Below are 26284 nucleotides of genomic sequence, written 5' to 3' on the forward strand. Positions count from 1 at the left end.
CGGCCGGCCGGCCCTGCCGTCCCCGCACGCGTGGGCCGATCCCCGATAATCCGGCCATGCTTTCGACCTTCCGTCCATGACGTCCTCCGCCGACCGCGCGCTGCTGCTGCGCCTGGCCGCCGGCCCGGCCTCGGGCGACGCCCTGGCACGCGACGCCGGGCAGACCCGGGCCGCGGTGTGGAAGCGGATCCAGGCGCTGCGCGAGGCAGGGGTGGCGATCGAGGCCCGTCCGGGGCGTGGCTATGTGCTGTCGGGAGCGGTCGACCTGCTCGATGCGGAGCGCATCCGGGCCGAGCTGCCGGCCGCCCTGAGCACCGGAATCGATTCGCTGGAGGTGGCCTGGTCGCTGGACTCGACCAGTTCCGAGCTGCTGCGCCGCAGCCAGCCGAAGGATGGTGTGCAGGTCCTGCTGGCCGAGCGCCAGACCGGCGGGCGCGGGCGCCTCGGCCGCCCCTGGACCTCGCCGCTGGCGGCCAACCTGTATCTCTCGGTGGCGCGCCGCTTCGAGGGCGGCCTGGCGCGGCTGGGCGGGCTGAGCCTGGTGGCCGGGGTCGCCGTGGTCAACGCGCTGCGCGCCCTGGGGGTCGACCGCGCGCGGCTGAAATGGCCCAATGACGTGGTGGTGGACGACGGCGCGCGCCTGCGCAAGCTGGGCGGGATCCTGGTCGAGGGCGGCGGCGAGTACGGCGGGCCGGTGCGCGCGGTGATCGGCATCGGCCTCAACGTGCGGATGCCCGACGCCGCCGGCGCCCGGATCGACCAGCCCTGGATCGACCTGCAGGCCTTGTGCGACCCGCCGCCGCGCGACGCGATCGCCGCCGCGCTGCTCGGGGCGCTGCTGCCGGCGCTCTCCGCCTTCGACCGTGAAGGACTGGCGCCGGTGCTGCCGCGCTACGCGGCCTGCGACGTGCTGTGCGGCCGCGAGGTCCGGGTGCAGGCGGCGGACGGGCACCAGGACGGCATCGCGCTCGGCCTGGCGGCGGACGGCGCGCTGCGCGTGCGCACGCCTTGCGGCGAACGCGTCTTCCACGCCGGCGAGGCGAGCCTGCGCACGGTCGGGAGCGGGACGTGAGCGCGTGGGTGTTCGATCTGGGCAATTCGCGGCTCAAGTGCGCGCCGCTCGGCGAGGACGGGCGCCCGGGCGACGTACTGGCATTCGCCCACGATGGACGCGCGCTGGACGCCGGGTGGGAGCGCGCGCTGCCGATGCGGATCGAGGCCGCGCACGTGGCCAGCGTCGCCGCGCCCGCATTGCGGGTGGCGCTGCTCGAGGCGCTGTCGGCGCGCTGCGCGCGCATCGGGCTGGCGTCCACCCAGCGTGCCTGGGGCGGCGTGCGCATCGCCTACGCCGCGCCGGAGCGGCTCGGCGTGGACCGGTTCCTGGCGATGCTCGCCGCGCATTCGCGGGGCGGCGCGTGGCTGGTCGTCGGCGTGGGCACCGCGCTGACGATCGACCTGGTCGACGCGGACGGTCGTCACCACGGCGGCCGGATCGCGCCCTCGCCGGCGCTGATGCGCGAGGCGCTGCACGCGCGCGCGACGCAGCTGCCCCCTGTCGGCGGGCATTACCGCGAATTCGCGACTGACACCGACGATGCCCTGGCGTCGGGCTGCACCGGGGCCGCGCTGGCGCTGGTGACGTGCAGTGGCGAGGCCGCGGCGCAGCTGTGCGGACGCCCGGTGCCGGTGCTGCTGCACGGCGGCGGCGCCGACGCCCTGCGGCCGCACCTGCCCGATGCGGTGCATGCGCCCGCGCTGGTGCTCGAAGGCCTGGGCTGCTGGGCCCAGGTCGGGCGCACGCCCTAGAATCGGTCGATGTTCGCGCGCGCCCTCATCGTCCTGCTCCTGATCCTCAATCTCGGGGTCGCGCTGTGGTGGGCCACGCGCGAGGAGGCGGTGCCGGCGACGTCCGTCGCGCTGCCGGCGGGCGCCGAACCCCTGCAGCTGCTGGGCGAAGCGCCGCCACCGCCGGCCGGCGCAGCTGCGCGCCCGGCGGAGACGGCGTCGGCGCGCGCGTCGGTGCCTGTTCCGGTGGCCAGTGGCGCCGATGGGGCCCCGCCACCTGCCACGGTGTCGTCCGATCCTCCTGCGGTCGCCGGGTCCCTGCCCGCGGCGAGCCAGTGCCACGCGTTCGGCCCCTTCGATGATGCCCAGGCCGCCGCGCGCGCCGCGGCGGCGCTGCGGCCCGCCGTGCTGCGCGTGGCCACGCGCGAGGTGCGCGAGGCGCGCGGCGCGTCGCGCGGCTGGGATGTCCGGCTGCCCGGGCTGTCCGATCGCGCGGCCGCGGAGGCGATGGCGGCGCGCCTGACGGCGGCGGGATTCCGGGACCATTACCTGATGCCGGCCGATGCGGCGGGCCGGGTCGACATCGCGCTCGGGCGCTTCGGCGGCGAGGACGCGGCCCGGCGCCACCGCGCCGCGCTGCAGGCGGCGGGGTTCGAGGCGGTCGAGGCCCCGATCGGCGATGGCGGGCCGGTCCGGCACTGGGTCGACGTGGCCGCGGGTCCGGAGGCCGACCTGCCCGTGCTGCAGCAGGCCGCTGCCGCCACGCAGCGCGAGCGCATCGAGTGCGACCGGTTCGCGGCAGCGGGGCGCTGAACCGCTTGGGCTAGAATGCCGCCGTCCGGCCGCGCCGGCCCGTTGCCGCTTTAGCTCAGCTGGTAGAGCAACCGCCTTGTAAGCGGTAGGTCGTCCGTTCGAATCGGACAAGCGGCACCAGCGCCGGACCTGCCCCTCGCACATGGAATCCGCGCCGGCGCATGGCGCGCCGCGGCCCGGGCCCGTGGCCGGATGTTGCGCCGCGCCACCGCGCCGCAGCGACGCATCGCTAGACTGCGGGCCCGATCCACCCAGGAGCGCTGCCCGATGCCACGACGCTATCCCCCGGTCTCGATCTTCGGCGTGCCGACCGACGTCGGCGCAGGCACGCGCGGCGCTTCGATGGGGCCCGAAGCGCTGCGGGTCGCGGGCCTGGGCGAGGCGCTCTCCGCGCGCGGCGTCGACGTGGCCGACGCCGGCGACGTGGTCGGGCCCAAGAACCCGTGGCGCGGACCTGAGGCGGGCTATCGCCATCTCGACGAAGTGGTGGCCTGGAACCGAGGCGTGTTCGAGACGGCGTCGGCGATCCTGCGCGACGGCCGGATGCCCGTGATGCTCGGCGGCGACCACTGCCTGGCGATCGGCTCGATCGCCGCGGTCGCCCGGCACTGCCGCGAGGCCGGCAAGCCCCTGCGCGTGCTGTGGCTGGATGCGCACACCGATTTCAACACCAGCACGATCACGCCCTCGGGCAACGTCCACGGCATGCCGGTGGCGTGCCTGTGCGGGATCGGGCCCGAAGCCCTGACCGGCATCGGCGGGCACGTGCCGGCGATCGTGCCGGCGCAGGTGCGCCAGCTCGGCATCCGTTCGGTCGACCAGGACGAGAAGCGCCTGGTCAAGGAGCACCGCCTCGACATCTACGACATGCGCTACATCGACGAGGTCGGGATGAAGCGGGCGATGGAGCAGGCACTGCAGGACCTCGCGCCCGGCACCCACCTGCACGTGAGCTTCGATGTCGATATCCTCGATCCGACGATCGCGCCGGGAACCGGGACCCCGATCCCCGGCGGCGTGAACTATCGCGAGGCGCAGCTGATCATGGAGATGATCGCCGACACCGGGCTGCTGGGCTCGCTGGACATCGTCGAGGTGAACCCGGCGCTGGACGCGCGCAACGCCACCGCCGAGCTGGCCGTCGACCTGGTGGAAAGCCTGTTCGGCAAGTCGACGCTGATGCGCGATTGAGGCCGGCGTTGACGCTCCATGCACATGGATGAACGGCGCGCAGGCGTGGAATCCGGGCGCGATCGCGGCAACGGGGCATTCAACGCGGCGTTCACGCGGGCGGCGGTCTGATGTCTCCCGACGGGCGCGGACTCCCGCGACCGCATCGACGAGACCCGAGGAGAAACCAGATGAAGCGTTTGATGGCCATGATGCTGCTTGCCATGTTTTCGGTCGGCATGCTGTCGGCGTGCAACACGACCAAGGGCTTCGGCCAGGATGTCGAGAAGGTCGGCGACAAGATCGAGGGCGCGGCCGAAGACACCGGCGGCACCGATCCGAACTGATCGACGACGCCAGTCGTAGCGAAGAAGCCGGCGCAAGCCGGCTTTTTCGTTGCGGCCGGTGGCGATCCGCACGCAGGCCGACGCTGCCATCGATCGTGCGCCCGGCCTACAGCTGAACGTGCGCGCCCCGCCAGTCAGGCTTGTGATCGGCGACTTACGAAAACTTGATGCGACCGTGATGGTGCGGAGCCGATGATCGATTCATCGATGCGCAGACAGCCATTGCGCAGCGATGACATTCCCACATTTCTTCAAGGATTCGAGCCATGAACAAAGACATCATTGCCGGCAAGTGGACCCAGCTCAAGGGTCAGGCCCAGGCCAAGTGGGGCGACCTGACCGACGACGTGTTCGATGTTGCCGAGGGCGACAGCAAGTACCTCGCCGGCAAGCTGCAGGAGCGCTACGGCTGGGAGCGCGAGCGCGCCGAGCAGGAAGTGCGCGATTTCGAGAAGACCCTCAACTGATCCGCACGCGCCTGCGATACGTGGGAGGCTGCCTACAGCTCTCCCACGCGCAGGCGGTACTGCGATGCACACCCAGGGGTGTGCGAGGCAAGAGGCCGGCATCGCCGGCCTCTTTTTTGTTGTCCTACCGGACACCCGCTCTGCTGTCGCGCGGGGACATAGCGCTGGAATGCCCCTCCTCGCCAGGACTCGCGCATACGCATTTGCGGGCCGAGCCGGGTGGGCGCCGCGCTCAGCGCCACCGGCCCGGCGGATCGGGGACGAATGCGCCCGGGAACGGCTGGGGCCGCCGCGCTCCGGGATCGCGCCATCCATGCGGCAGGATGCCGCGTGCCGCCAGCGCATCGGGCGCGTCGTAGCGCAGCTGGCTGACCTGCACGGGATGCCGGCTGGCGCGCACGAACGAGGTCTGTCCCGCAGGTGACCATTCGCGTGCGCCGTGGCCCGTTCCGATCTGCTGGCGCGCTTGCCCATGACCTGTCGCGTGATCTGCCGCGCCGCGCTCGGCGGCGCTCGACTCCGGACGGGCCGCGGACGCGTCAGCGTCGCGGTCCGCGTACAGGCCAGGCCGGTCGCTGTTGCGTACGACAGGCGGCGCCGGGGCGGACGGCGCCGCGACGGGCGCCTCGTCGCTCCATCCGCGCTCGCGGAACACCGCCACCCCGATCGTTCCGACGTTGCCGGGGCGGCCGGTGCGCGCCGCATAGCTGTCATCGACCGCGGTGAAGACGAACGCGGCCACATCCGCGTGCGACTTGCGCCAGCCGTTGATCTCCGCGCTCTGCCAGGGCGCGAGCACGTAGCCGGTCTGCGCCGGGTGCGCGGTCTGGCCGGTGACGGCGTTGACGCCGTCGATCGACAGCACCACCAGCATGCGTTCGCCGCTGGTGTTGGTCAGGCGCACGCCGTAGCGATGCCCCGGGGCGCCGGCGATCCACGATTCGCCGTCGAAGGGCAGGGCAGGCAGCCAGCGATCGCGGTCGCGATCGACGATGGCCACGCGCACCAGCGGGTCGGCGGCGGCGGGCAGGGCGGTCGCCCACAGGGCGAGGAGCAGCAGGGGGACGATGGAGCGTCGCATGGCGCAGGTCTCGTGAATGGGACCACGCGGCGAACGTCTGGCGGCCGGCAGCGGGGTTGCGGCGAGGGCGCGCGCGGCAGCGGTTAAACTTCCTGTCCACCTCCGCAGTCGCCTCCGGTGCCCACGCAATGCCCGCACGTCCCACCCGCGTCCTGACCGGCATCACCACGTCCGGGACCCCGCACCTGGGCAACTACGTCGGGGCGGTGCGGCCGGCGATCGCCGCCAGCCGCGATCCCGGCAGCGAGAGCTTCTATTTCCTGGCCGACCTGCACAGCCTGATCAAGGCGCAGGATCCCGCGCGCACCCAGCGCTCGACGCTGGAAATCGCCGCGACCTGGCTGGCGGCGGGGCTGGAGCCGGACCGGGTGTGGTTCTACCGCCAGAGCGACATCCCCGAGATCACCGAGCTGACCTGGCTGCTGACCTGCGTCGCCGGCAAGGGCATCCTCAACCGCGCCCACGCGTACAAGGCCGCGGTCGACCGCAACCGCGCCGAGGGCGAGGACGACGACAGCGGCGTGACCGCCGGACTGTTCATGTACCCGGTGCTGATGGCTGCCGACATCCTGATCTTCGACGCCGACAAGGTGCCGGTGGGCCGCGACCAGGTGCAGCACATCGAGATGGCGCGCGACTTCGGCCAGCGTTTCAACCACGTCTACGGGCGCGAGTGGTTCGCGCTGCCCGAGGCGGTCGTGGAGGCGCACGTGGCCACGCTGCCGGGCCTGGACGGGCGCAAGATGAGCAAGAGCTACGACAACACCATCCCGCTGTTCGTGCCGCCGGCCGAACTGCGGCGACTGGTGTTCTCGATCGTCACCGACTCGCGCGCGCCGGGCGAGCCCAAGCCGGTCGAGGGTTCGGCGCTGTACGAGCTGTATCGCGCCTTCGCGTCGGCCGACGAGAGCGCCGCCTTCGCCCAGGCCTTCGCCGACGGCATCGCCTGGGGCGAGGCCAAGCAGCGCCTGGCCGACCTGCTGGAGCGCGAGATCGCGCCGCTGCGCGAGCGCTACCTGGACCTGGTGGCACGCCCGGGCGACATCGAGGACATCCTGCGCGACGGCGCCCGCCGCCTGCGCGAACGCCACGCCACGCCGCTGATGGCGCAGCTGCGCGAGGCGGTGGGGTTGCGCGACCTGTCGCAGGTGCGGCTCGGGGCTTCGGCGTCCGCCGCCCCCGACGCATCGGGGGCGACGGCGAAACCGCCGCTGGCGACGTTCAAGCAGTACCGCGAGGCCGATGGGCGGTTCTACTTCAAGCTGGTGGAAGGCGAGCGCGTGCTGCTGCAGAGCCATGCCTTCGACGCGCCGCGCGAGGCGGGGCAGGCGATCGCGGCGCTGCGCCGCGGCGACGTGCCGCTGGCCGAGGCCCCGGCCGACCTCGTCGAGGGCGTCGCCGAGTCCGACGTGCGCGCGGCGCTGGACGCGATCGCGGCCGCCGACGCGGCAAAGGCCGCGAAGGCATCGACATGAATCCGCTGGTCGAGCTCAACCTCACCCTGATCCTGTTCCTGCCCTGGTTCGCGATCCTCGCCACGCTGTACTGCTGGTTTCCGCGCCAGCCGCGCGGCGCGGCGCGCGTGGCCTACGACGTGGCGACGCTGGCGCTGTCGGTGGGCGCGTTCCTGTGGAGCGTGTACTGGTCGGTGGACAATGCCGATACGCAGTACGGCCGGCTGTGGCCGCAGATCCTCGCCACCGCGCTCGGCTACGGCGTGTTCCTGGGCGTGCTCGGGCTCGCCTTCCTCGTCCGTCGCCGCGTGCTGCGCCCGCGGGACTGAGGCCGCCGGGGCGTCGCGCCGGACGGTCGACCGCGGCCCCGGCATCGGCGACACTGCGGGCCGGGCATGCGACGGAGACGCACGATGGCGCAGGACGACGGCATCACGCTCATCGACACCGGCTACCTGCGGCCGCGGCTGTGCGCGGCGTACCTCGTGCATGGCGAGGGCGGTCGCGCGGCGCTGGTCGACTGCGGCACCGCGCCCTGCGCGCCGCGGGTGCTGGAGGCCATCGATGCCGCGGGCGTCGCGCGCGACACGATCGACTGGGTGCTGGTCACCCACGTGCACCTGGACCACGCCGGCGGCGCCGGCCCGCTGATGCAGGCGCTGCCGGGCGCGCGGCTGGTGGTGCATCCGCGCGGCGCACCGCACATGATCGACCCCTCGCGCCTGATCGAAGGCGCGCGTCGCGTGTACGGCGAGGCGATGTTCGCGCGCGACCATGCCGGCATGCTGCCGGTGGACGCAGCGCGGGTGGTGGCGGCCGCCGACGGCCACGTCGTGCCGCTGGCCGGGCGTCCGCTGCGCTGCACCGATACCCCGGGCCATGCGCTGCACCACTACAGCGTGTGGGACGCGGCCACGCGCAGCTGGATCGCCGGCGACGCGTTCGGCCTGAGCTATCGCGAACTGGACACGGCGCGCGGCGCGTTCGCCGTGCCCACCACCTCGCCGGTCCAGTTCGATCCGGAGCAGATGAAGGCGTCGATCCGCCGGATGGTGTCCGAAGGTCCGGCGGCGATCCGGGTGGCGCACTACGGCATCGTGACCGAATGCGCGCGCCTGGCCGACGACCTGGTCGCGCGCGTCGATGCGATGGTGGCGATCGCGCGCGGGGTGGAGGATGCCGAGGCGCGCCATGCCCGGATCGTCGACGGCCTGACCATGCTCTACGTCGAGGCTGCGGCCGAGCACGGCATCGACGAACCCGCGCAGGCGGTGGCCGCGGTGCTGGGCGGCGACATCGAGATCAACGCGCAGGGCCTGGGCGTGTGGCTGGACCGGATCGCGAAGACGCGCGGCGACTGATGGTCGGACCGCGAGCGCACCGCGTGCCCGCGTCTGGCGGCATCCGCCACGCCACGCGGTCATGTCGTGTGGCGGGTTGCCTACGGACCGCTGCTCCGGATCCCGCCGATGCCGTCTGCCACGCCACCGCCATCGCCGGACGCGCCGGAATGAAGACGGGCTTCAGTCCCAGCGGTTGAGGTGCGGTCCGAACGGCTTGCGCTGCTGGCGCACCACGCAGAAGCGGTGGCCGCTGGGCGCTTCCATCACCACCCAGGTGTGCACCTGCTCGAGCCTGCGCGCGCCCAGGGCGACGAGGCGCTCGACCTCGGCCTCGACGTCGTCGGTCTCGATGTCCAGGTGGATGCGCGAGGGATGGGACACCTTCTGCAGCAGCAGGATCGGCTCGTCGGCGGCGGTGTCGAGCTTGGCGTACTTGCCGTCGCCGTCCTCGTCCAGCGTCTCGACGCGCTTGCCCAGCGCGCGGCTCCAGAATTCGACGTGCGGGGCGAGGTCCCCGGTTTCGCAGTCGAGCACGAAGCTGCACAGGCGGCTGTGGTGGGGCATGGCGTCCTCCGGTCGGTCAGCAGGGCGGGGCGGCCGGCGCGCCGAACTGCAGCAGCGTGCCGTCAGGATCGTGGATGCCGAATTCGCGCATGCCGTAGGCGAACGTCTCCGGCGGATAGGACACGCGCGCGTGGCCCTCGAGCGTCGCCCACAGCGCGTCGACGGCCGCCGCATCGGCAAGCCGCACGTACAGCGAAACCGTCGCTGCGCCGGCCGCCGGCTGCGTGTGCGTGGTCGCCAGCATCAGTTCGACGCCGTCGCGCGCCACGCTCGCCCAGCCGTCGGCGTCGCTGCGGCGGAGCAGCGAGAAGCCGAGCGGCCCGCAGTAGAACGCCAGCGCGCGGTCCAGGTCGGGCGTGCGCAGCATCGGGACCACGGCGCGGAACGTCGGGCCGGGCATGCGCCTACTCCGGCAGCGCCAGGTCGTCCAGCAGCGCCTTGAGGAAACGCGCGGCCTCGCCACCGGTGCAGGCGCGGTGGTCGAACGTGAGCGAGATCGGGATGACCCGGCGCGATTCGAAGCCGCCCACCACCGGCACCATCTGGTGGCGGCCGCGGCCGGCGGCGACGATCGCCACGCTCGGCGGCACCACCACCGGGGTGGCGTAGCGGCCGGCGAACATGCCGAAGTTCGACAGCGAGATGGTGTGGCCGGTCAGTTCGGACGCGGGAATGCTGCGATCCTCGACCTGGGCGCGGAGCCGCTCGACGCCTTCGCGGATGCCGCGGGCGTCGAGTAGGTCGGCATTGCGCAGCGCGGGCACGAACAGGCCGTCGGCGGTGTCGACCGCGAGCCCGAGGTCGACGTGCGGGTGCAGGGTACGGGTGAGCGTGTCGCCGTCGAACCAGGCGTTGAGCGCGGGCACCGTGCGCGCGGCGACGCAGATCGCGCGCACCAGGCGCGCGGTCATGTCGTTGCCGGGTCGCCAGGACTGGATGTCGCCATCGTCCACCAGGGTGGTCGGCACCACCTTCGCGTGCGCGTCGGCCATCACCCGGGCCATGTTGCGGCGGACGCCGCGCAGGGGCTCGGGCTGGCCGCTCGCGGCGACGGTCGGCGGACGGGTGCGCATCGGCTTCCCCGTGGCCGACAGCGCGGTGCGCTCATCGGGACTGCGGCGCGAACCGCCGTCCGCGCGCGATTCGCCGCCCTCGCGTGCCGCGCCCGCGGCGCGCGTCTGCCCGGCCGCAGCGCCCGTGGACGCCGAGGCCGTCCCGTCCGCGGCCGCCTGCTTCACGTCGGCCATGGTCACCACGCCGTCGGCGCCGCTACCGCGCACGCGCGAGATGTCGACCTTCAGCTTGCGCGCCAGCGCGCGCACCGCGGGCATCGCGCGCACGCCGCCGGACGCCACGGCCGCCTCGGCGTGCACCTGGTCGGAGGCCTGCATCGCGCCGACGACGGTACCGCTGTCGGCGCGCTCGCCGTCGCCCGGCTCGGACTTCTGTTCCGGCGGCGACCCGCCGGTCTGTTCGATCGCCCCGCCCTCGGTGGAGGCCACCACGCGGTCGTCCGGCGCCGGATCCTGGCTGCCCACGCCCTTGCGCGGCGGCGCGCCGTGGTGGTGGCCGGTGTCCTGGCCTTCCGCGCGCTGCGGCTGCGAGGCGTCGAGTTCGAACTCGGCCAGCATCGCACCGGTGGTGATCACGTCGCCGGCGGCGCCGGCCAGCTTCAGCACCTTGCCCGACACCGGCGACGGGACGTCGACCACCGCCTTGGCGGTCTCCATCGACACGAGGTTGTCGTCGAGGCGGATGGTGTCGCCCTCGCGCACGTACCACTCGACGATGGTGGCGTCGGGCAGGCCCTCGCCGAGGTCGGGAAGCAGGAAGGTCTTGGTGTTCGCCATGTGGTGATTCCGTCGGGCGGGCGATGCCGCCATGTCCATGTGGAGTGACGCGCCGTCCGCCGTCGTGTCGCGTCCGGTGTGCTCGGCCCCCGCGGAGGCGCTACGAATTCGCCACGGTGCGCTTCGCCGCCGCGACCACCTTGTCGACGCTGGGCATGTACTTCATCTCCAGCCGGAACAGCGGCATGTGGGTGTCGTAACCGGTGACGCGTTCGACCGGCGCCACCAGGTCGTACATCGAGTGCTCGGCCAGGCGCGCGGCGATCTCGGCGCCGAAGCCGGCGGTGCGCGGCGCCTCGTGCACGATCACGCAGCGGCCGGTCTTGGCCACCGATTCGGCGATGGTGGCGAAATCCAGCGGCTTGAGCGTGGCCACGTCGATGACCTCGGCGCTGATGCCCTCTTCGGCGAGGCGCTCGGCCGCCTCCAAGGTCTCCTTCACCTGCGCGCCCCAGGTGACCAGGGTGACGTCGCTGCCGTCGCGCAGCACGTAGCACACGTCCAGCGGCAGCGCCTCGCCGTCGTCTGGCACCAGCTCCTTGTACTGCCGGTAGATGCGCTTGGGCTCGAAGTAGATCACCGGGTCCGGTTCGCGGATCGCCGCCAGCAGCAGGCCGTAGGCGCGCGCGGGCGAGGAGGGCAGCACCACGCGCAGGCCCGGCACGTTGGTGAACATCGCCTCGTTGGCTTCGCTGTGGTGCTCGGGGGCGCGGATGCCGCCGCCCCAGGGCACGCGCAGCACCATCGGGCAGGTCAGCCGCCCGCGCGTGCGGTACCGGAAGCGCGCGGCATGGCAGATGATGTGGTCGAGCATCGGGTAGATGAAGCCGTCGAACTGGGCCTCGGCCACCGGCTTCATGCCCATCGCGGCCATGCCGACGGTGAGCCCGGCGATGGTGGTTTCGTCGAGCGGCGTATCGAGCACGCGCATCGGCCCGAACTGCTGCTGCAGCCCGGCGGTGGCGCGGAACACGCCACCGTTGACGCCCACGTCCTCGCCCAGCACCACCACCGAGTCGTCATGGCGCATTTCCCAGGCCAGCGCCTGGGTGACGGCCTCGATCAGGGTGATGGCCTTGCCGGCCGGCGCGTCGGCGGGGTCGATCTTCGAGCGGTCCACGGCGGTCTTCATGCGCGACCCTCCAGCGCCAGCAGCTGCGCGCGCTGTTCGAGGATGTCCGGCGGCAGGTCGGCGTAGAGATAGTCGAACATCACCTCGGGCGGCTGGGTCTTCGTGTCGAGGTAGGCGTCGATCTCGATGTCGACCAGGCGCGCGCATTCGGCCAGCCAGTCCTTCTCCCGGGCCTCGTCCCACAGCCCCTGCCCGCCGAGCCAGGTGCGCAGGCGCGTCACCGGGTCGCGCGTCCAGGCCTCCTTCACCTCGGCCTCGTCGCGGTAGCGGCGCGCGTCGTCGGCGGTGGTGTGGTCGTGCAGGCGGTAGGTCATGAACTCGATCACGCTGCCGCCTTCGCCGGCGCGCGCGCGCTCCATGGCGCGGCGCATGCCTTCGAGCACGGCGAACAGGTCGTTGCCGTCCACCTGCAGGCAGTGCAGGCCGCCGGCCAGGCCCTTCTGCGCCAGCGTCTGCGCGCCGGTCTGCGCGCTGCGCGGCACCGAGATCGCCCAGCCGTTGTTGATGATGCACTGGACGAAGGGCAGGGTGTACGCACCGGCCGCGTTGATCGCCGCGTAGGTGTCGGTCTTGGAACTGCCGCCGTCGCCGCAGCAGGTGACGGCCACGCGCGGTTCGCCGCGCAGCTTGAACGCCAGCGCGGCGCCGGCCGCGTGCAGGCACTGGGTGGCGATCGGCACCGCCCACGGGAAATCGTGGCGCGCGTTCTGGAAATCGTTGCCGCGCTCGTCGCCGCCCCAGTACATCAGGATCTCGCGCAGGCGCACGCCGCGCAGGATCTGCGCGCCGTACTCGCGATAGCTGGGCGCCAGCACGTCCTCGGGGCGCATCGTCGCGCCGATGCCGATCTGGGTGGCCTCGTGGCCGAGGCACGGTGCGTAGGTGCCGAGCTTGCCGGTGCGCTGCAGGGCGACCGCCTTGCCGTCGAAGGCGCGCAGGAACAGCATCTGCTTGAACAGCGCCAGCACCTCGTCCGGCGGTGGCGCCGTGGCCGGCAGGTCCGCGACCATGCGGCCGTCGGCATCCAGGTACTGCAGGTATTCGATCTCGAAGCTCGCGGCAACGCGCATGCACGGCCATCCGGTCGTCGTCGGACCGACGATGATAAGGTTTCTCCGGTAAGGATCTGTTGCGCAGCGCGTCATGCGCGCGGCCGCCGTGCGTGGCTGCGTGGGTGCGCGTGTCGGCGCCTGCGGCCGTGCGCCGCGTCCGGTGCGCGGCACGCCTCCCGCCGCCTGCTGCCGGCCCCGGCCCCGCGCCGGATGACGGAGAACCCGGGCCGGACGGCCCGGGTTCCGTGCGCGCGCGCCGGCTGCGTGCTGCCGGCCTAGGGCGTGACGTTCGCGCGCAGCGAGACGCGCGCGAAGGCACGCACGCCCGAGACCCGCACGAACCAGGTCCCCGGGGCCGGCGTCGCGATCGCCACCGTCTCGTTGTTGCCCGGGCGCTGCGAGCGGCCGTCGAAGTCGTCGGGCGTCGGCAGGCGCTCGTGGGCCAGGTGCACGCTCACGTCGCCGCTGCCGCCGTAACTGAGCACGCGCAGGCCGCTGGCACCCACGGGCACCTCGATGCGGTAGAGCAGTTCGTCGCCGGCCGCGCCCGAGAGCCCGCCGACCGTGACGCCGTCCTGCAGCCACGGAATGCCGGCGAACGGATCCTCCACCAGGACCGCCGCACCCGCCTCGTTGTTGCCGGTGTCCGGATCCTCGGTCTGCGCGGTGGCGGCGGCGGCCAGTGCGATCTCGCGGCCTTCCGCATCCGCCGGCGCGGTCGCGGTCAGCGCGAACACCGCCTCGTCGCCGGCCGCCAGCGCCTGCGCGTTGCAGGCCATCGTGGTGGTGCCGTCCTCGACCAGCGGCGCCTCGCAGCTCCAGCCCGCCGGCACGGCCACGGCCACGTCGCCCAGTGCGGCGTCGAACACGAAGCCGGCGCCCGGGAAGTCGGCCCCGTCCGGCCCGCCATTGGCGACCACCGCCGCGAACTCCATCGCCGCGCCGGGCGCGACCGTCGGCGCCAGCGCCTCGAGCGTCACCGACACGTCGGCGAAGCGCACCGCCGCCATCCGCACCAGCAGCAGCGCGGGGTCGTGGTCGGACAGCCGCGCCGGGCTGTCGGCCTCGTTGCGCGCGACCTCGGGCAGGTCGGCGTTGATGCGCGCATGGCTCAGCTCGAGCCCCGCGACCAGCGGCGAGTCGAACAGCGCATCGTTGACCAGCACGTGGTCGAGCGACTGCGCCTGGTAGTCGAACACGAACGAATAGCGCTCGTCCGCATCGGCCAGCAGGGTCAGGTTGTGCAGGTTCGGCTCCACGCGATCGACGCCGTCGCCGTCCACGGCGGTCTGCGCATCCGGCGCGGGCAGGCCGGTGACCGTGCCCATCGCGTCCACCAGCCCGTCGTTGAACTCGAACGCGTTGAAATCGCCCATCACCACCAGGTTGCGGGCCGGGTCGCCGGTCTGCAGGTCCTGCACCAGGTCGGCGAGGAAGTCCGCCTGCGCCTGGCGCTTGGCGCGCACGCGCTGGCCCTGGGTCAGCCAGCCGCTGCTGCCGGACTCGTCGCTGTCGACGTCGTTGAGCGAACGCTGGTGGACGACGATCGCGGTGACCGGCCAGCTGCGGCCGTCATTGAAGTGGACCACGCCCTCGAGCGACAGCGGCGGGCGGTCGTTGAGCAGGCTGGTGCTGCCGTCCGGGTTGTCCAGGACCTCGGCGGCACCATGCTGGCGCACGTCGAGCACCTCGACCCGCGGCGTGCCGGCCGCCACCTCCGCGCTCCTCACCAGGAAGCCGACGTCGATGCCGCCGACGTCGTTGCCCTCCAGCAGGTGCGCGGTGTAGCCCGGATCCGCGCCGCCGGCCGCGACCGCATCGGCATTGATGCGTTCGGCCAGGCGCTGCAGCACGGCCAGGTTCTCGACCTCGACCACGCCGACCACGTCGGGCGCGTGCAGGTAGCCGCGGATCGCCAGCGAGGCCTTGCCGAGGCGGCGTTCGAAGGCTTCGGTGGACAGCACCGGTTCGCCGATCGCCGGGTCGTTGACGTCGTCGAAGAAGCGCTCCAGGTTCCAGGTCGCGAGCGTGGCGTCGTCCGCGGTCGGCGCGCGCGCCGGCGCCGGCAGCCCGGTGGCGCTGCAGTCGACGTTGAGCGCCCCGTCCGGATACACGGTGTAGCGGCGGAAGGTGTAGTCCAGCGGGCCGACCAGGCTCGCATCGACGATCAGGCAGCCGGCGGCGACGTTGGCGGCCGGTGCGCCGATCGTGGTGCTGTTGACCGCGATCAGCTCCGGGTTGAAGTCCCAGCGCGGGATGTCGGTGGCGCCGGTGCCGAGCGGATCGGGGTTGGGCACCGGGATGCCGGGCTCGCGGAACGGGCGCGCCTGGCCGGTGACCACCACCGCGAAGCGGCCGTTGCTGGTGGCGGTGGCCTGGGCTTCGTTGACGTTGCCGCCAGTGGGCGCGACCACCGTGGCGCTGGGCACCACGACGCGCATCGCCTCCAGCGGTTCGAGCTGGTCGAGGCCGTCGGCCGGATTCGGCAGATCGAGTGTCAGCGCCACCGGCGCCGGCAGCGCATGGCCGCCCGACAGCGCGGTCACGCTCGCGTTCACCAGTTCGGTCAGCGGCAGCTGGTGCGGATCGGCCGCGGGAACGTATTCGTCCACCGTGCCCTGCACCAGCACCCGGTTGCCGACCGCGGCCGCGTCGGGCGGCGTGGTCGAGGTGAACACGAACACGCCTTCGGACGTCGCGGGATTGCCGTCGTCCTCGCCATCGGGCGTCTGCAGGAAGAAACCGTTGTTCTTGCGCGCGGTGACGATGCCGGTGGTGGCCACCGCCATGCCGTTGTACGGCGATAGCTGCCCGGCGCCCTGGATCGCGGAGATCGCGACGGTTTCGACGTCGTCGTTGAGGATCGTGCCGGTCGCCTGCGCGTCGGCGAGTTCCGCGCCGACCGCGCCGGACAGGTCGACGAAGAAGATCTCGTCAGCCTCGGTCGCGGTATCGCCGACCACATCCACGCCAATCGTGACCGAGGTCGAGCCTTCGGCGATCGTCGCGGTGCCGCCGGCGGCGATGTAGTCGCCGTCGGCGACCGTGGCGGTGCCGTCGGCGGTGGCCCAGGCGACGCTCACGCCACCCGCGCCGGCGGGTTGGTTGAGCTGCACGGTGAAGAAGAACGGCGTGGTGCCGCTGTCGCCTTCGGCCGCGGCGGTGTCGGCGATACTGGCGTAGACGATGCCGCCGCCGGCGCAGGGCGCGGGGATCGAGGCACGATTGCGCGGCGCGGGCGCGGCGCTGGAGAAGTCGGCGGCGTTGTCGTCGCTGTCGGTGCAGCCGCCGTCGGCGCGGAACGCGGCGCTGGCATTGTTGAGCGCCGGCGCGGCGCCGCCGCCTTCGAAGAAGTTGGCGCCGCCGAAGCCGACCAGGTCGACGATCAGCGCCAGCTGCGCCGGCGTGCACGGGGTGCTGCCGCCGTTGCATCCGAGCGAGGTGGTGGATTCGACCAGCGCCACCTTGCCCGCGCTGCCGGACATGTTGATGGTGCCGGTGGCGTCGGCCGCCGGCAGCGGCGCGCCGTTGCTGCCGCCCGCCAGCGCCACGAGGAAATACTGGCCGGGTTCGAGCGTGGCCGCGGGCAGCACCAGGATCTGGCTGCTGCCGGCGCCGAAGTTGCCGGTGCCGGTGGCGCTCGCGTACTGCACCGACAGGCCGTCGAGCGACGCCGCCTCGGTCCCGCGGTTGAACAGCTCGACGTAATCCTGCGTGTACGGCGCGCCGCTGTTGCCGCCGCCGCCGTAGACCTGGCTGACCACGACCTGCGCCTGCGCGGTCGCGGCGCAGAGGCCGGAGATAAGGACCAGGGCCGGCAACAGCCGGCGGACGAGGCGAATGCCCACTGCACGCTCCTGTGTGTCAGTCCGCTCGGACTGGGTGGCCGGCCCCCCTGCCAGGGGCCGATTGTGCACCGGTCCGGTGTCGGTTGCATGACGCCGCGGCGCGATGCGTTTACCCTCGTGCGATGGGCATCGAAGACAATGAACGGCCGCTCGAGGAAGGCATCCACACCGACCTCGACGGCAGGATCACCTACGGCGGCTACCTGCGGCTGGACCTTCTGCTGGGGGCGCAGCAACCGCTGTCGTCGCCGCCGCACCACGACGAGATGCTGTTCATCGTCCAGCACCAGGTCTCGGAGCTGTGGCTGAAACTGGCAATCCACGAGCTGTCGGCGGCGATCGGTTTCCTGCGCCGCGACCAGGTGTGGCAATGCCAGAAGGTGATCGCGCGCTGCAAGCAGGTGCTGCGCCAGCTGACCGAGCAATGGTCGGTGCTGGAGACGCTCACGCCGTCGGAGTACATGGAGTTCCGCGACGTGCTGGGCCCGTCGTCGGGCTTCCAGTCGCTGCAGTACCGCACGCTCGAGTTCCTGATGGGCAACAAGAACGCGGGCATGCTCAAGGTATTCGCGCACGATCCGGCCGGCCAGGCCGGCCTGCGCGACGTGCTCGAGGCGCCGGGGCTGTACGACGAGTTCCTGATGTATCTCGCGCGTTGGGGCCACGCCATCCCCGAACACCACCTGCGGCGCGACTGGACCCGTCCGCACGTGCGCGACGAGGCGCTGCTGCCGGTGTTCGAGGCGATCTACGAGAACACGGCCCGCTACTGGCGCGAGTACGCGCTGGCCGAGGACCTGGTGGACCTGGAGACGCAGTTCCAGCTGTGGCGCTTCCGCCACATGCGCACGGTGATGCGGATCATCGGCTTCAAGCGCGGCACGGGCGGTTCGTCCGGCGTGGGTTTCCTCAAGCAGGCGCTGGAGCTGACCTTCTTCCCGGAACTGTTCGACGTGCGCACCCAGATCGGCCCGGGACGCTGACGCGCGTGGCGCACGACTGCGTCGGCGCGCTGCTGGTCCGGGACGCCCGCGTGCTGCTCGGCCTGCGCGCCCCGGACGCGGCGTGGCTGGCCGATGCCTGGGACATCTTCGGCGGCCACGTCGAAGCGGGCGAGACGCCGGAGGACGCGCTGCGGCGCGAGCTGCGCGAGGAACTGGGCATCGAGGCCGGCGTGCTCGAGCCGATGGGCGAGATGGCCGGCGAATCGCCCGAACCGTGGCGGCTGCGCGTGTATCGCGTGCGTGCGTGGACCGGCACGCCGCAGGCGCATCGCGCGGGCGGCCACGTGGCGATGCACTGGTGCACGCACGACCAGGCGCGCGAGCGGCTGCTCCCCGCGCATCCGGGCTTCGACCGCCTGCTCGCGGCCGCATTCGCGCCGGGCGCTGCTAGCATCGGGGCCGGTCCAGACCTTGATCCGGGGAGTGCCAGATGAATCCAGCCCACGACGCCGCGGCGCCGAAATCCACCGTCGTCACCCGCATGCTCGATGCGATCGAACGCGTCGGCAACCGGTTGCCCGATCCGGCGGTGCTGTTCCTGCTGCTGATGCTGGCGGTGTGGGCGGTGTCGGCGCTGCTGTCGGGGGTGCAGTTCAGCGAGATCGACCCACGCACGGTCAACGCCGAGAATCCGGGCGGCACGCCGATCCAGGTGGTGAACCTGCTCTCGGGAACCAGCCTGACCGGCTTCATGGCGCAGATGGTGCAGACCTTCGTCACCTTCCCGCCGCTGGGCGTGGTGCTGGTGGCGATGCTGGGACTGGGCGTGGCCGAGCACACCGGCTTCATCAGCGCCGGCCTGCGCTCGCTGCTCGCGTTCACGCCGCGCAGCCTGCTCACGCCGATGCTGATCGCGGTCGGCATCCTCAGCCACGTCGCGGTGGACGCCGGCTACGTGCTGGTGATCCCGCTGGGCGCGGTGATCTTCTATGCCGCCGGGCGCCATCCGCTGGCGGGCATCGCGGCGGCGTTCGCGGGCGTGTCGGGCGGCTTCAGCGCGACCATGTTCGTGCCCTCCAGCCTGGATCCGCTGCTCGCCGGGCTGACACAGGCCTCCGCGCACCTGCTCGACCCGGCGGTGCAGGTCAATCCGCTCAACAACTACTACTTCACCACCGCCTCGGCAGTGCTGGTGATCGGGCTGGGCTGGTTCCTGACCGACCGCGTGATCGAGCCGCGCCTGCGTGGCACTGCGGTCGATGGCGATCCGTCGGCGATGCCGGTGCTCGATCCGCTGACGCCGGGCGAACGCCGCGGACTGACGGCCGCGGTGCTGGCGATGCTGGCCACGCTGGCGCTGTTCGCGGTGACGCTGTGGCTGCCGGGCACGCCTTGGGCCGCGCCCGCCGACCAGGTGCCGCCGGCCACGCACCCGCTGCTCGCGCCCGCCGCGCCGCTGATGCGTTCGATCGTGCCGCTGATCCTGATCTTCTTCCTGGTGCCGGGCGTGGTGTACGGCTATGTCGCCGGCACCGTGAAGAGCCACCGCGACATCGTCCAGGGCATGAGCAAGGCGATGGCGGGGATGGGCTACTACATCGTGATGGCGTTCTTCTGCGCGCAGTTCATCTTCGCTTTCGGCCAGAGCAACCTCGGCGCGCTGCTGGCGATCAAGGGCGCGAACGTGCTGCAGGCGATGGGGCTGCACACCAGCGTGACCCTGGTCGGCATCGTGCTGCTGTCGGGCTTCGTCAACCTGCTGATCGGCTCGGCCTCGGCCAAGTGGGCGCTGATCGGCGCGATCATGGTGCCGATGATGATGCAGCTCGGGATCTCGCCCGACCTCACCCAGGCCGCCTACCGCGTTGGCGATTCCAGCACCAACATCATCACCCCGCTGCTGCCGTACTTCCCGCTGATCGTGGTGTTCTGCCAGAAGTACGTGAAGGGCAGCGGGATCGGGACCCTGATGGCGCTGATGCTGCCGTTCTCGGTCAGCCTGCTGGTGCTGTGGAGCGCGTTCCTGCTCGGGTTCTGGGCCTTCGGGCTGCCGCTGGGCGTGGGCGCCAGCCACGCGTATCCGGCCGGCTGAGGGGCGGGGCGGGCTCTCGTTCGACGCGTGGTCGCGCCGGGCGAGTTCCCAAGACCGCCACCACCGGCTAAGTTACCGCTGCAACGACCGCAGGCCGTGGCCGCCGATTCCGGCGGACGCGGACTGCGCGAGTCCACCGTCCACCGTCGTCCTCGGGGAGTCCCCACCGCATGAGTTCCAATCGCGTCGAGCCCGCAGGCCCGGGCATGGAGCGGCCCGTGTCCAGCGCGCCAATCCCCGAATTTCCCCAGGTCATGGGCCATCCGCGTCCCCTGTGGATGCTGTTCATGACCGAATTCTGGGAGCGTTTCGCCTTCTACGGCATGCGCTGGGCGCTGGTCCTGTACATCGTGGCCCAGTTCCATGCCGGCGATTCCGCCGGCGAGGCGCCGGCGAGCGAGCTGTATGGCGCCTACCTGGCGCTGGTGTACGCGGCGGCGATCTTCGGCGGCTACGTCGCCGACAAGCTCATCGGCTACCAGCGCGCGATCCTGCTTGGCGCCGTGTTCATGGCCGCGGGCCTGTTCCTGATCACGGTGCCCAGCGATGCGTGGCTCAAGCTCGGCCTGGCCACGGTCATCGTCGGCAACGGGCTGTTCAAGCCGATCATCTCGACGATGGTCGGCAAGCTCTACGCCACCGGCGACGAACGGCGCGATTCGGGCTTCACGATCTTCTACATGGGCATCAACATGGGCGCCTTCATCGCGCCCATCCTGACCGGCCTGCTGGCCGACAAGGTGTTCGGCAGCGAGGGCATGCCCGCCTACACGGTCGTGTTCATCGCCTCCGGCATCGGCATGCTGCTCAGCCTGGTGTGGTTCTGGTTCGGGCGCAGCCAGCTGAAGGGCGTGGGCGCCGCACCGCCCGGGGGCGAGGGGATCGGCCGGGTCCTGATGGTCGCCGTCGGCACGCTGCTGGCGATCCCGCTGTTCTATTTCCTGCTCACCATCGAGGCCGGCCTGCTCAACTGGATCCTGCTGGCGCTGTTCGTGGTACCGGCGATCATGCTGCTGGTGGAAGGCATCCGCGAGGGATCCCGCCAGCGCGACATGGTGATCGCGATGCTGATCATCTTCGGGTTCAACGTGCTGTTCTGGATGTTCTTCGAACAGGCCGGCAGCTCGTTCAACTTCCTGGCGCAGAACATCGTCGACCGTGACCTCGGTGGCTGGACGTTTCCCGTCGGGTGGTTCCAGTCCGTGAACTCGATCGCGATCATCACCCTGGCGCCGGTCATCGCCTGGCTCTGGGTGAAGATGCGCAGCGCAAATCCTTCGATACCGCGCAAGTTCGGCCTCGGGCTGATCTTCAACGGCCTGGCCTTCCTGCTGCTGATGTTCGCGCTGTCGAGCCTGGTCGACCCGGAGACGCTGAAGATCCCGTTCTGGACGCTGTTCATGGTCTATGTCATCCAGTCCATCGGCGAGCTGTGCCTGTCGCCGATCGGCCTGTCGATGACGACCAAGCTGGCGCCGGCCAAGCTCACCGGCCTGGCCATGGGCGGGTGGTTCCTGTCGATCGCGATCGGCAACAACCTTTCGGGCATCTTCGCCTCCAGCGTCAGCGGGGAGGGCGGCATGACCGTCGCGTCCGCGCATGCCGGCTACACGTTCGGATTCTGGGCGCTGCTCGGAGCCGGCGTGCTGCTGTTCCTGATCGCGCCCCTGATCCAGCGGCTGATGCACGGGGTGAAGTGATGCCACGGGGGGCGCGTCGCGGGCCACCGCGTCGCACCGGCCGCGGGCAGGGTTCACCGCGGCCCGCCGGTCCTCACCGGTCCGGCGGCGCCGCAATCCGACCGAGCGCAGGCCAATGACCGATCCCACGACCGCGGCATTGCCGCGCCCCTCGCCCGCGCAGCGCTGGCTGGCGCTGCTGTTCGTCAGCGTGGCGATGTTCGGCAACTACTACGTCTACGACGCGTTCGGCCCGGTGGTCGACCTGCTGCGCGAGCAGGAAGGCTTCACCTACGACCAGATCAGCATGATCTTCAGCGCCTACAGCGTGGCCGCGGTCGTGGTCCTGCTGCTGGGCGGCTACGTGATCGATCGCTGGGGGACCAAGCGTTCGATCGCCCTGTTCGCGCTGATCTGCCTGGCGGCCGCCGCGCTGATGGCATCCACGGCGCGCTTCGAGACCATGCTCGCCGGCCGCTTCCTGCTCGGCATGGGCGCCGAGCCGCTGATCGTCGCGGCCACCGCTGCACTTGCCAAGTGGTTCAAGGGCAAGGAACTCTCCTTCGCATTCGGCATCAACCTGTCGATCGCCCGGCTGGGGTCGGCGTCGGCCGACTGGTCGACGTCGTTCGCGAGCCCGCTGTACGACAACTGGCAGGACCCGCTGTGGCTGGCCACCGGCGTCGCCGCGGTCGGGGTCACCGCGGCGATGCTGTACTGGATGAGCGAATCGCGCCTGGAAGGCCGGGTTGATCTCGGCCAGGCCGATGCCACCGACCGGCTGAGCCTGAAGGGCATGTACGCGTTCAGCGCGTCGTACTGGTACATCGTCGGGCTGTGCGTGGTGTTCTATGCCACGGTATTCCCGTTCCGCGCGTTCGCGATCGACTATTTCCAGCAGGCGCACGGCCTCGACCGGGGCACCGCGGGCATGCTCAGCAGCCTGCTGCCGGTGGCGGCGATCGTGGTCACCCCGCTGTTCGGCCTGTGGGTGGACCGCGTGGGGCGCCGCTCGCTGTTCATGGCGGCCGGATCGCTGGTGATGCTGCCGTTGTTCCTGCTGGTGACGTATGCGCCGCCGGGGCCTGCGGTCGGCGTCTGGATCCCGTTCGCCGGAAGCGCGCAGGTGCCACTCACCCTGCTGCTGGTGATGCTCCTGCTGGGGAGCGTGTTCTCGCTGATACCGGCGGTGATGTGGCCGTCGGTGGCCTACCTCGTGCGGGAGAACCGGCTGGGGGCCGCCTATTCGATGATGACTCTCTGCCAGCAGGTCGGCGTGGCCCTGGTGCCGCTGGCCGTGGGCCGGTTCAACACCGCCTTCGCGGCCGGGCCGGCGAACCCGGCCGGCTACGCGCCGGGCATGTGGTTCTATACCGGGCTGGCAGGGCTGGGGCTGCTGTTCTCGTGGCTGCTGTGGCGCGCCGAGTCCGGGCCGCACGCGCACGGGCTGGAGTACGCCTCCGGGCGCGTGCCGGGCTGAGGTGGGAATGTCGGGACCGGAGCGCGATCAACGCGCGATCCGGACGGTCGTGCTCAGATGTGGCGCAGCATCTCGTCCATGCCTTCGCCGGCGAGCTTGTCGATCAGGCCCGAGAGCAGCGTGCGTTCCTCTTCCGACAGCGGGCCGAGCAGGCGGCGTTCGCAGGCCAGGGTCATCGGCGCGACCTCGTCGTACACCGAGTAGCCGGCCTCGGTGAGGGCCAGCACCGAGCGGCGGCGGTCGTCGCCGTGGATGTCGCGCTTGAGCAGCTCGCGCTCCAGCAGCCGGGCCACGGCGCGGCTCACGGCCACCTTGTCCATCGCGGTGCGCTCGGTGACCTCGCGCGCCGACAGGCCCGGGTAGCGGCCCAGCACCGCCATCACACGCCATTCGGTGATCGCCAGCCCGAAGCGGCGGTGGTACTCGCTGGAAATGGCGTTGCTGATGCGGTTCGACAGGACGCTCAGTCGGTAGGGCAGGAAGCGTTCCAGGTCGAGGTTCGCATGCTCCTGTGAGACAGCTGGGTCGGACATGATGCGCTGCACCTTGCTGTTGGTTTCGCGTGAAACTATAGAATAGGCGGTCCCGGCGCCCGGCCGTTCCGCTTCCCCGCGAGGAGTATCACATGACAGCGCAATCACAGCCCGCCGCGCATGCGGGCATGCAGGTCGCCACTTTCGAGAACCCGATGGGGATCGACGGCTTCGAGTTCGTCGAATACGCCGCGCCCCCCGGTCAGGTCGGCCACCTGCACGACTACTTCAAGCGGCTGGGCTTCGCCCAGGTCGCGCGCCACAGGACGCGGCCGATCAGCACCTACCGCCAAGGGGACTGCACCTTCCTGATCAACGAGGATCCGGATTCGTTCGCCGCGCGGTTCGCCGCCGAGCACGGGCCGAGCGCCTGCGGCTTCGCGATCCGCTTTTCCAAGCTGGCCGAGTGGGTGCGGGTGCAGGCACTGAAGAACGGCGCCGAGGCCTTCGACGCCAGCGACGAACTGAGCAAGGCCGTGGCCGCGCCCGTGATCAAGGGCATCGGCGGCTGCATGCTGTACCTGGTGGACCGCTACGACGACAAGGGCACCATCCACGACCCCGACTACGAGGTGCTGCCCGGCGCCGACCTCAAGCCGCGCGGCTTCGGCCTGACCTTCATCGACCACCTCACCCACAACCTCTACCAGGGGAACATGGCGAAGTGGTCGGACTACTACGAGCGGCTGTTCAACTTCCGCGAGATCCGCTACTTCGACATCAAGGGTGCCAAGACCGGCCTGCTGTCCAAGGCCATGACCGCGCCCGATGGCATGGTGCGCATCCCGCTCAACGAGTCGAGCGATCCGAAGTCGCAGATCAACGAGTACCTCGACACCTACCACGGCGAGGGCATCCAGCACATCGCCTGCTTCACCGACGACATCTACGCCACGGTCGAGGCGATGCGCGCGGAAGGCGTCGAGTTCCTCGACACGCCGGACACCTACTTCGAGGTCATCGACCAGCGCATTCCGGACCACGGCGAGGATGTCGAGCGGCTGTCGCGCAACAAGATCCTGATCGACGCCGACCCGGAGACCAAGCAGCGCAAGCTGCTGCAGATCTTCACCCGGAACGCGCTGGGCCCGATCTTCTTCGAGATCATCCAGCGCAAGGGCAACGAGGGCTTCGGCGAGGGCAACTTCCAGGCCCTGTTCGAGAGCATCGAGCGCGACCAGATGCAGCGCGGCGTGCTGTAGTCCGTTCCGGCCCGGTCGCGCGAGGCTGCCGGGCCGTCCGTTCCCAACCCGCCGCGCCTGCGGCAACATCACGCAAGCGCAGGCCCGTCCACCGGATCGCACTCATGGAATCTCCCGGCTACCAATCCGGTTTCGGCAACGAATTCGCCACCGAGGCGATCCCGGGCACCCTGCCGGTCGGGCGCAACTCGCCGCAACGGGTCGCGCACGGGCTGTATGCCGAACAGCTGAGCGGCACCGCGTTCACCGCGCCGCGCGGCGAGAACCGGCGCAGCTGGCTGTACCGCATCCGACCGGCGGCGATGCACGGTCGGTTCGAACCGTTCGCCCAGCCGCGCTTCCACGACCGCTTCGGCGAGGCGCCGGTCTCGCCCGACCAGATGCGCTGGAACCCGCTGCCGCTGCCGGAGGCGCCGACCGACTTCGTCGAGGGCCTGTACACCGTCGCCGGCATTGGCGCGAGCGATGCGCACGCCGGCGTGGGCATCCACCTGTACGCGGCCAACACCGCGATGCGCGGGCGCTACTTCTACAGCGCCGACGGCGAGCTGCTGATCGTGCCGCAGCAGGGGCGGCTGCGGGTGGCCACCGAGCTCGGCGTGCTGGATGTCGCGCCGCAGGAGATCGTGGTGGTCCCGCGTGGCGTGCGCTTCCGGGTCGAACTGCCCGACGGCGCGTCGCGCGGCTACGTGTGCGAGAACTTCGGCGCGCTGCTGCGGTTGCCGGACCTCGGCCCGATCGGCTCGAACGGCCTGGCCAACCCGCGCGATTTCCTCACCCCGGTCGCCGCGTACGAGCAACTGGACGGCGGCTTCGAGCTGATCGCCAAGTTCGGCGGCCACCTGTGGCATGCGCCGATCGACCACTCGCCGCTCGACGTGGTGGCCTGGCACGGCAACTACGCGCCGTACAAGTACGACCTGCGCCGCTTCAACACCATCGGCTCGATCAGCTTCGACCATCCCGACCCGAGCATCTTCCTGGTGCTCACTTCGCCCAGCGACACGCCCGGCGTGGGCAACATGGACTTCGCGATCTTCCCGCCGCGCTGGCTGGTGCAACAGGACACGTTCCGCCCGCCGTGGTTCCACCGCAACGTCGCCAGCGAGTTCATGGGCCTGGTGCACGGCGCCTACGATGCCAAGGCAGAGGGCTTCGCGCCGGGCGGCTGCTCGCTGCACAACTGCATGAGCGGGCACGGGCCGGATGCGGCCACGTTCGAGAAGGCGTCCGCCGCCGACCTGTCGAAGCCGGACGTCATCGCCGACACCATGGCCTTCATGTTCGAGACCCGTGGCGTGCTCAAGCCGACCCGGCAGGCCGCCGACGCGCCGCACCGCCAGCGCGACTACCAGGCCTGCTGGGCCGGCCTGCGCAGCCACTTCTCGCCGCCGGGCTGACGCGGCTCGCCGCACGCCGGCGGCGTTGCGCAGCGCTGCGGAACGCGA

24 protein-coding genes and 1 tRNA gene are annotated in these 26284 nt (G+C 71.4%); 17 read left to right on the plus strand and 8 right to left on the minus strand.

Going from position 1 to position 26284, the window contains the following annotated elements:
* The first annotated feature begins 76 nt into the window (after positions 1-76).
* The 7 genes from birA (at position 77) to QFW80_RS14665 (ending at position 4582) form a co-directional block, all read left to right on the plus strand.
* Positions 77-1072, plus strand: coding sequence for a bifunctional biotin--[acetyl-CoA-carboxylase] ligase/biotin operon repressor BirA (gene birA / locus QFW80_RS14635; RefSeq protein WP_280602715.1), 996 nt, complete (start codon positions 77-79; stop codon positions 1070-1072).
* A complete protein-coding gene (locus tag QFW80_RS14640; RefSeq protein ID WP_280602716.1) occupies positions 1069-1806 on the plus strand; it encodes a type III pantothenate kinase in 738 nt (245 codons plus the stop codon). Before birA ends, QFW80_RS14640 begins: the two co-directional genes overlap by 4 nt.
* 9 nt (positions 1807-1815) lie before the next feature.
* Positions 1816-2598 (plus strand): SPOR domain-containing protein, encoded by a 783-nt coding sequence (locus tag QFW80_RS14645; protein WP_280602717.1) that lies wholly within the window; start codon positions 1816-1818, stop codon positions 2596-2598.
* A 44-nt stretch (positions 2599-2642) separates the two neighbouring features.
* Positions 2643-2718: transfer RNA gene (locus QFW80_RS14650), tRNA-Thr, on the plus strand.
* Positions 2719-2865: 147 nt separating this feature from the next.
* Positions 2866-3789, plus strand: coding sequence for an arginase (gene rocF, locus QFW80_RS14655; RefSeq protein WP_280602718.1), 924 nt, complete (start codon positions 2866-2868; stop codon positions 3787-3789).
* Between the two features lie 182 nt (positions 3790-3971).
* On the plus strand, positions 3972-4115 hold the full coding sequence (locus tag QFW80_RS14660) for an entericidin A/B family lipoprotein (protein WP_425603585.1): 144 nt from the start codon (positions 3972-3974) through the stop codon (positions 4113-4115).
* A gap of 266 nt (positions 4116-4381) precedes the next feature.
* Positions 4382-4582 (plus strand): CsbD family protein, encoded by a 201-nt coding sequence (locus QFW80_RS14665; RefSeq protein ID WP_149103621.1) that lies wholly within the window; start codon positions 4382-4384, stop codon positions 4580-4582.
* A gap of 232 nt (positions 4583-4814) precedes the next feature.
* Here the strand turns inward: QFW80_RS14665 and QFW80_RS14670 are convergent, their stop codons facing one another.
* On the minus strand, positions 4815-5663 hold the full coding sequence (locus tag QFW80_RS14670) for a hypothetical protein (protein WP_280602720.1): 849 nt from the start codon (positions 5661-5663) through the stop codon (positions 4815-4817).
* A 128-nt stretch (positions 5664-5791) separates the two neighbouring features.
* Between QFW80_RS14670 and QFW80_RS14675 the strand changes: the two genes are divergently transcribed.
* From QFW80_RS14675 to QFW80_RS14685, 3 genes are all read left to right on the plus strand, one after another.
* On the plus strand, positions 5792-7138 hold the full coding sequence (locus QFW80_RS14675; protein WP_280602721.1) for a tryptophan--tRNA ligase: 1347 nt from the start codon (positions 5792-5794) through the stop codon (positions 7136-7138).
* Positions 7135-7446 carry a hypothetical protein gene (locus QFW80_RS14680; protein ID WP_280602722.1) on the plus strand — a complete coding sequence of 104 codons (312 nt, stop codon included), beginning with the start codon at positions 7135-7137 and terminating at the stop codon, positions 7444-7446. The genes QFW80_RS14675 and QFW80_RS14680 overlap by 4 nt, the downstream gene beginning before the upstream one ends.
* Positions 7447-7530: 84 nt before the next feature.
* Positions 7531-8478, plus strand: coding sequence for an MBL fold metallo-hydrolase (locus QFW80_RS14685; protein WP_280602723.1), 948 nt, complete (start codon positions 7531-7533; stop codon positions 8476-8478).
* A 162-nt stretch (positions 8479-8640) separates the two neighbouring features.
* Here the strand turns inward: QFW80_RS14685 and QFW80_RS14690 are convergent, their stop codons facing one another.
* The 6 genes from QFW80_RS14690 to QFW80_RS14715 form a co-directional block, all read right to left on the minus strand.
* Positions 8641-9024: a VOC family protein gene (locus QFW80_RS14690; RefSeq protein ID WP_280602724.1), complete on the minus strand. Its 384-nt coding sequence runs from the start codon at positions 9022-9024 to the stop codon at positions 8641-8643.
* Between the two features lie 16 nt (positions 9025-9040).
* A complete protein-coding gene (locus QFW80_RS14695) occupies positions 9041-9424 on the minus strand; it encodes a VOC family protein (RefSeq protein WP_280602725.1) in 384 nt (127 codons plus the stop codon).
* A 4-nt stretch (positions 9425-9428) separates the two neighbouring features.
* Positions 9429-10874 (minus strand): dihydrolipoamide acetyltransferase family protein, encoded by a 1446-nt coding sequence (locus QFW80_RS14700; protein WP_280602726.1) that lies wholly within the window; start codon positions 10872-10874, stop codon positions 9429-9431.
* 100 nt (positions 10875-10974) lie between these two features.
* Complete coding sequence (locus QFW80_RS14705; protein ID WP_280602727.1) at positions 10975-12006, minus strand: alpha-ketoacid dehydrogenase subunit beta; 1032 nt, start codon at positions 12004-12006, stop codon at positions 10975-10977.
* Positions 12003-13076: a pyruvate dehydrogenase (acetyl-transferring) E1 component subunit alpha gene (gene pdhA / locus QFW80_RS14710; RefSeq protein WP_280602728.1), complete on the minus strand. Its 1074-nt coding sequence runs from the start codon at positions 13074-13076 to the stop codon at positions 12003-12005. Before pdhA ends, QFW80_RS14705 begins: the two co-directional genes overlap by 4 nt.
* 257 nt (positions 13077-13333) lie before the next feature.
* Entirely contained in the window at positions 13334-16906 is a 3573-nt protein-coding gene (locus tag QFW80_RS14715; RefSeq protein WP_280602729.1) for a lamin tail domain-containing protein, read from the minus strand.
* Positions 16907-17028: 122 nt separating this feature from the next.
* Here QFW80_RS14715 and QFW80_RS14720 point away from each other — a divergent pair, with 122 nt between their 5' ends.
* The 5 genes from QFW80_RS14720 (at position 17029) to QFW80_RS14740 (ending at position 23101) form a co-directional block, all read left to right on the plus strand.
* A complete protein-coding gene (locus QFW80_RS14720) occupies positions 17029-17889 on the plus strand; it encodes a tryptophan 2,3-dioxygenase (RefSeq protein ID WP_280602730.1) in 861 nt (286 codons plus the stop codon).
* 5 nt (positions 17890-17894) lie between these two features.
* Positions 17895-18344 carry an NUDIX domain-containing protein gene (locus QFW80_RS14725; protein ID WP_280602731.1) on the plus strand — a complete coding sequence of 150 codons (450 nt, stop codon included), beginning with the start codon at positions 17895-17897 and terminating at the stop codon, positions 18342-18344.
* Positions 18341-19942 (plus strand): AbgT family transporter, encoded by a 1602-nt coding sequence (locus tag QFW80_RS14730; protein ID WP_280602732.1) that lies wholly within the window; start codon positions 18341-18343, stop codon positions 19940-19942. The genes QFW80_RS14725 and QFW80_RS14730 overlap by 4 nt, the downstream gene beginning before the upstream one ends.
* A 206-nt stretch (positions 19943-20148) precedes the next feature.
* Entirely contained in the window at positions 20149-21642 is a 1494-nt protein-coding gene (locus tag QFW80_RS14735) for a peptide MFS transporter (protein ID WP_486624502.1), read from the plus strand.
* A 115-nt stretch (positions 21643-21757) separates the two neighbouring features.
* Positions 21758-23101, plus strand: coding sequence for an MFS transporter (locus QFW80_RS14740; protein ID WP_280602734.1), 1344 nt, complete (start codon positions 21758-21760; stop codon positions 23099-23101).
* 53 nt (positions 23102-23154) lie between these two features.
* Here QFW80_RS14740 and QFW80_RS14745 read toward each other — a convergent pair whose 3' ends face one another.
* Positions 23155-23634, minus strand: coding sequence for a MarR family winged helix-turn-helix transcriptional regulator (locus tag QFW80_RS14745; protein WP_280602735.1), 480 nt, complete (start codon positions 23632-23634; stop codon positions 23155-23157).
* 92 nt (positions 23635-23726) lie between these two features.
* Here QFW80_RS14745 and hppD point away from each other — a divergent pair, with 92 nt between their 5' ends.
* Both hppD and hmgA read left to right on the plus strand, forming a co-directional pair.
* On the plus strand, positions 23727-24836 hold the full coding sequence (gene hppD / locus QFW80_RS14750) for a 4-hydroxyphenylpyruvate dioxygenase (RefSeq protein WP_280602736.1): 1110 nt from the start codon (positions 23727-23729) through the stop codon (positions 24834-24836).
* 104 nt (positions 24837-24940) lie between these two features.
* The gene (gene hmgA / locus QFW80_RS14755; protein ID WP_280602737.1) at positions 24941-26236 is read left to right on the plus strand and encodes a homogentisate 1,2-dioxygenase; all 1296 of its coding nucleotides are present in this window, start codon (positions 24941-24943) and stop codon (positions 26234-26236) included.
* Positions 26237-26284 lie beyond the last annotated feature (48 nt).

This window comes from Luteimonas rhizosphaericola, assembly GCF_029888045.1.
Classification (GTDB): Bacteria; Pseudomonadota; Gammaproteobacteria; order Xanthomonadales; family Xanthomonadaceae; genus Luteimonas; species Luteimonas rhizosphaericola.

Bases quoted from the DNA above. Each gene is read 5' to 3' on its own strand.
- birA (WP_280602715.1), top strand. From the start codon at position 77: ATGACGTCCTCCGCCGACCGCGCGCTGCTGCTGCGCCTGGCCGCCGGC.
- QFW80_RS14645 (WP_280602717.1), top strand. From the start codon at position 1,816: ATGTTCGCGCGCGCCCTCATCGTCCTGCTCCTGATCCTCAATCTCGGG.
- rocF (WP_280602718.1), top strand. From the start codon at position 2,866: ATGCCACGACGCTATCCCCCGGTCTCGATCTTCGGCGTGCCGACCGAC.
- QFW80_RS14660 (WP_425603585.1), top strand. From the start codon at position 3,972: ATGGCCATGATGCTGCTTGCCATGTTTTCGGTCGGCATGCTGTCGGCG.
- QFW80_RS14665 (WP_149103621.1), top strand. From the start codon at position 4,382: ATGAACAAAGACATCATTGCCGGCAAGTGGACCCAGCTCAAGGGTCAG.
- QFW80_RS14670 (WP_280602720.1), bottom strand. From the start codon at position 5,663: ATGCGACGCTCCATCGTCCCCCTGCTGCTCCTCGCCCTGTGGGCGACC.
- QFW80_RS14675 (WP_280602721.1), top strand. From the start codon at position 5,792: ATGCCCGCACGTCCCACCCGCGTCCTGACCGGCATCACCACGTCCGGG.
- QFW80_RS14680 (WP_280602722.1), top strand. From the start codon at position 7,135: ATGAATCCGCTGGTCGAGCTCAACCTCACCCTGATCCTGTTCCTGCCC.
- QFW80_RS14685 (WP_280602723.1), top strand. From the start codon at position 7,531: ATGGCGCAGGACGACGGCATCACGCTCATCGACACCGGCTACCTGCGG.
- QFW80_RS14690 (WP_280602724.1), bottom strand. From the start codon at position 9,024: ATGCCCCACCACAGCCGCCTGTGCAGCTTCGTGCTCGACTGCGAAACC.
- QFW80_RS14695 (WP_280602725.1), bottom strand. From the start codon at position 9,424: ATGCCCGGCCCGACGTTCCGCGCCGTGGTCCCGATGCTGCGCACGCCC.
- QFW80_RS14700 (WP_280602726.1), bottom strand. From the start codon at position 10,874: ATGGCGAACACCAAGACCTTCCTGCTTCCCGACCTCGGCGAGGGCCTG.
- QFW80_RS14705 (WP_280602727.1), bottom strand. From the start codon at position 12,006: ATGAAGACCGCCGTGGACCGCTCGAAGATCGACCCCGCCGACGCGCCG.
- pdhA (WP_280602728.1), bottom strand. From the start codon at position 13,076: ATGCGCGTTGCCGCGAGCTTCGAGATCGAATACCTGCAGTACCTGGAT.
- QFW80_RS14720 (WP_280602730.1), top strand. From the start codon at position 17,029: ATGGGCATCGAAGACAATGAACGGCCGCTCGAGGAAGGCATCCACACC.
- QFW80_RS14730 (WP_280602732.1), top strand. From the start codon at position 18,341: ATGAATCCAGCCCACGACGCCGCGGCGCCGAAATCCACCGTCGTCACC.
- QFW80_RS14735 (WP_486624502.1), top strand. From the start codon at position 20,149: ATGGAGCGGCCCGTGTCCAGCGCGCCAATCCCCGAATTTCCCCAGGTC.
- QFW80_RS14740 (WP_280602734.1), top strand. From the start codon at position 21,758: ATGACCGATCCCACGACCGCGGCATTGCCGCGCCCCTCGCCCGCGCAG.
- QFW80_RS14745 (WP_280602735.1), bottom strand. From the start codon at position 23,634: ATGTCCGACCCAGCTGTCTCACAGGAGCATGCGAACCTCGACCTGGAA.
- hppD (WP_280602736.1), top strand. From the start codon at position 23,727: ATGACAGCGCAATCACAGCCCGCCGCGCATGCGGGCATGCAGGTCGCC.
- hmgA (WP_280602737.1), top strand. From the start codon at position 24,941: ATGGAATCTCCCGGCTACCAATCCGGTTTCGGCAACGAATTCGCCACC.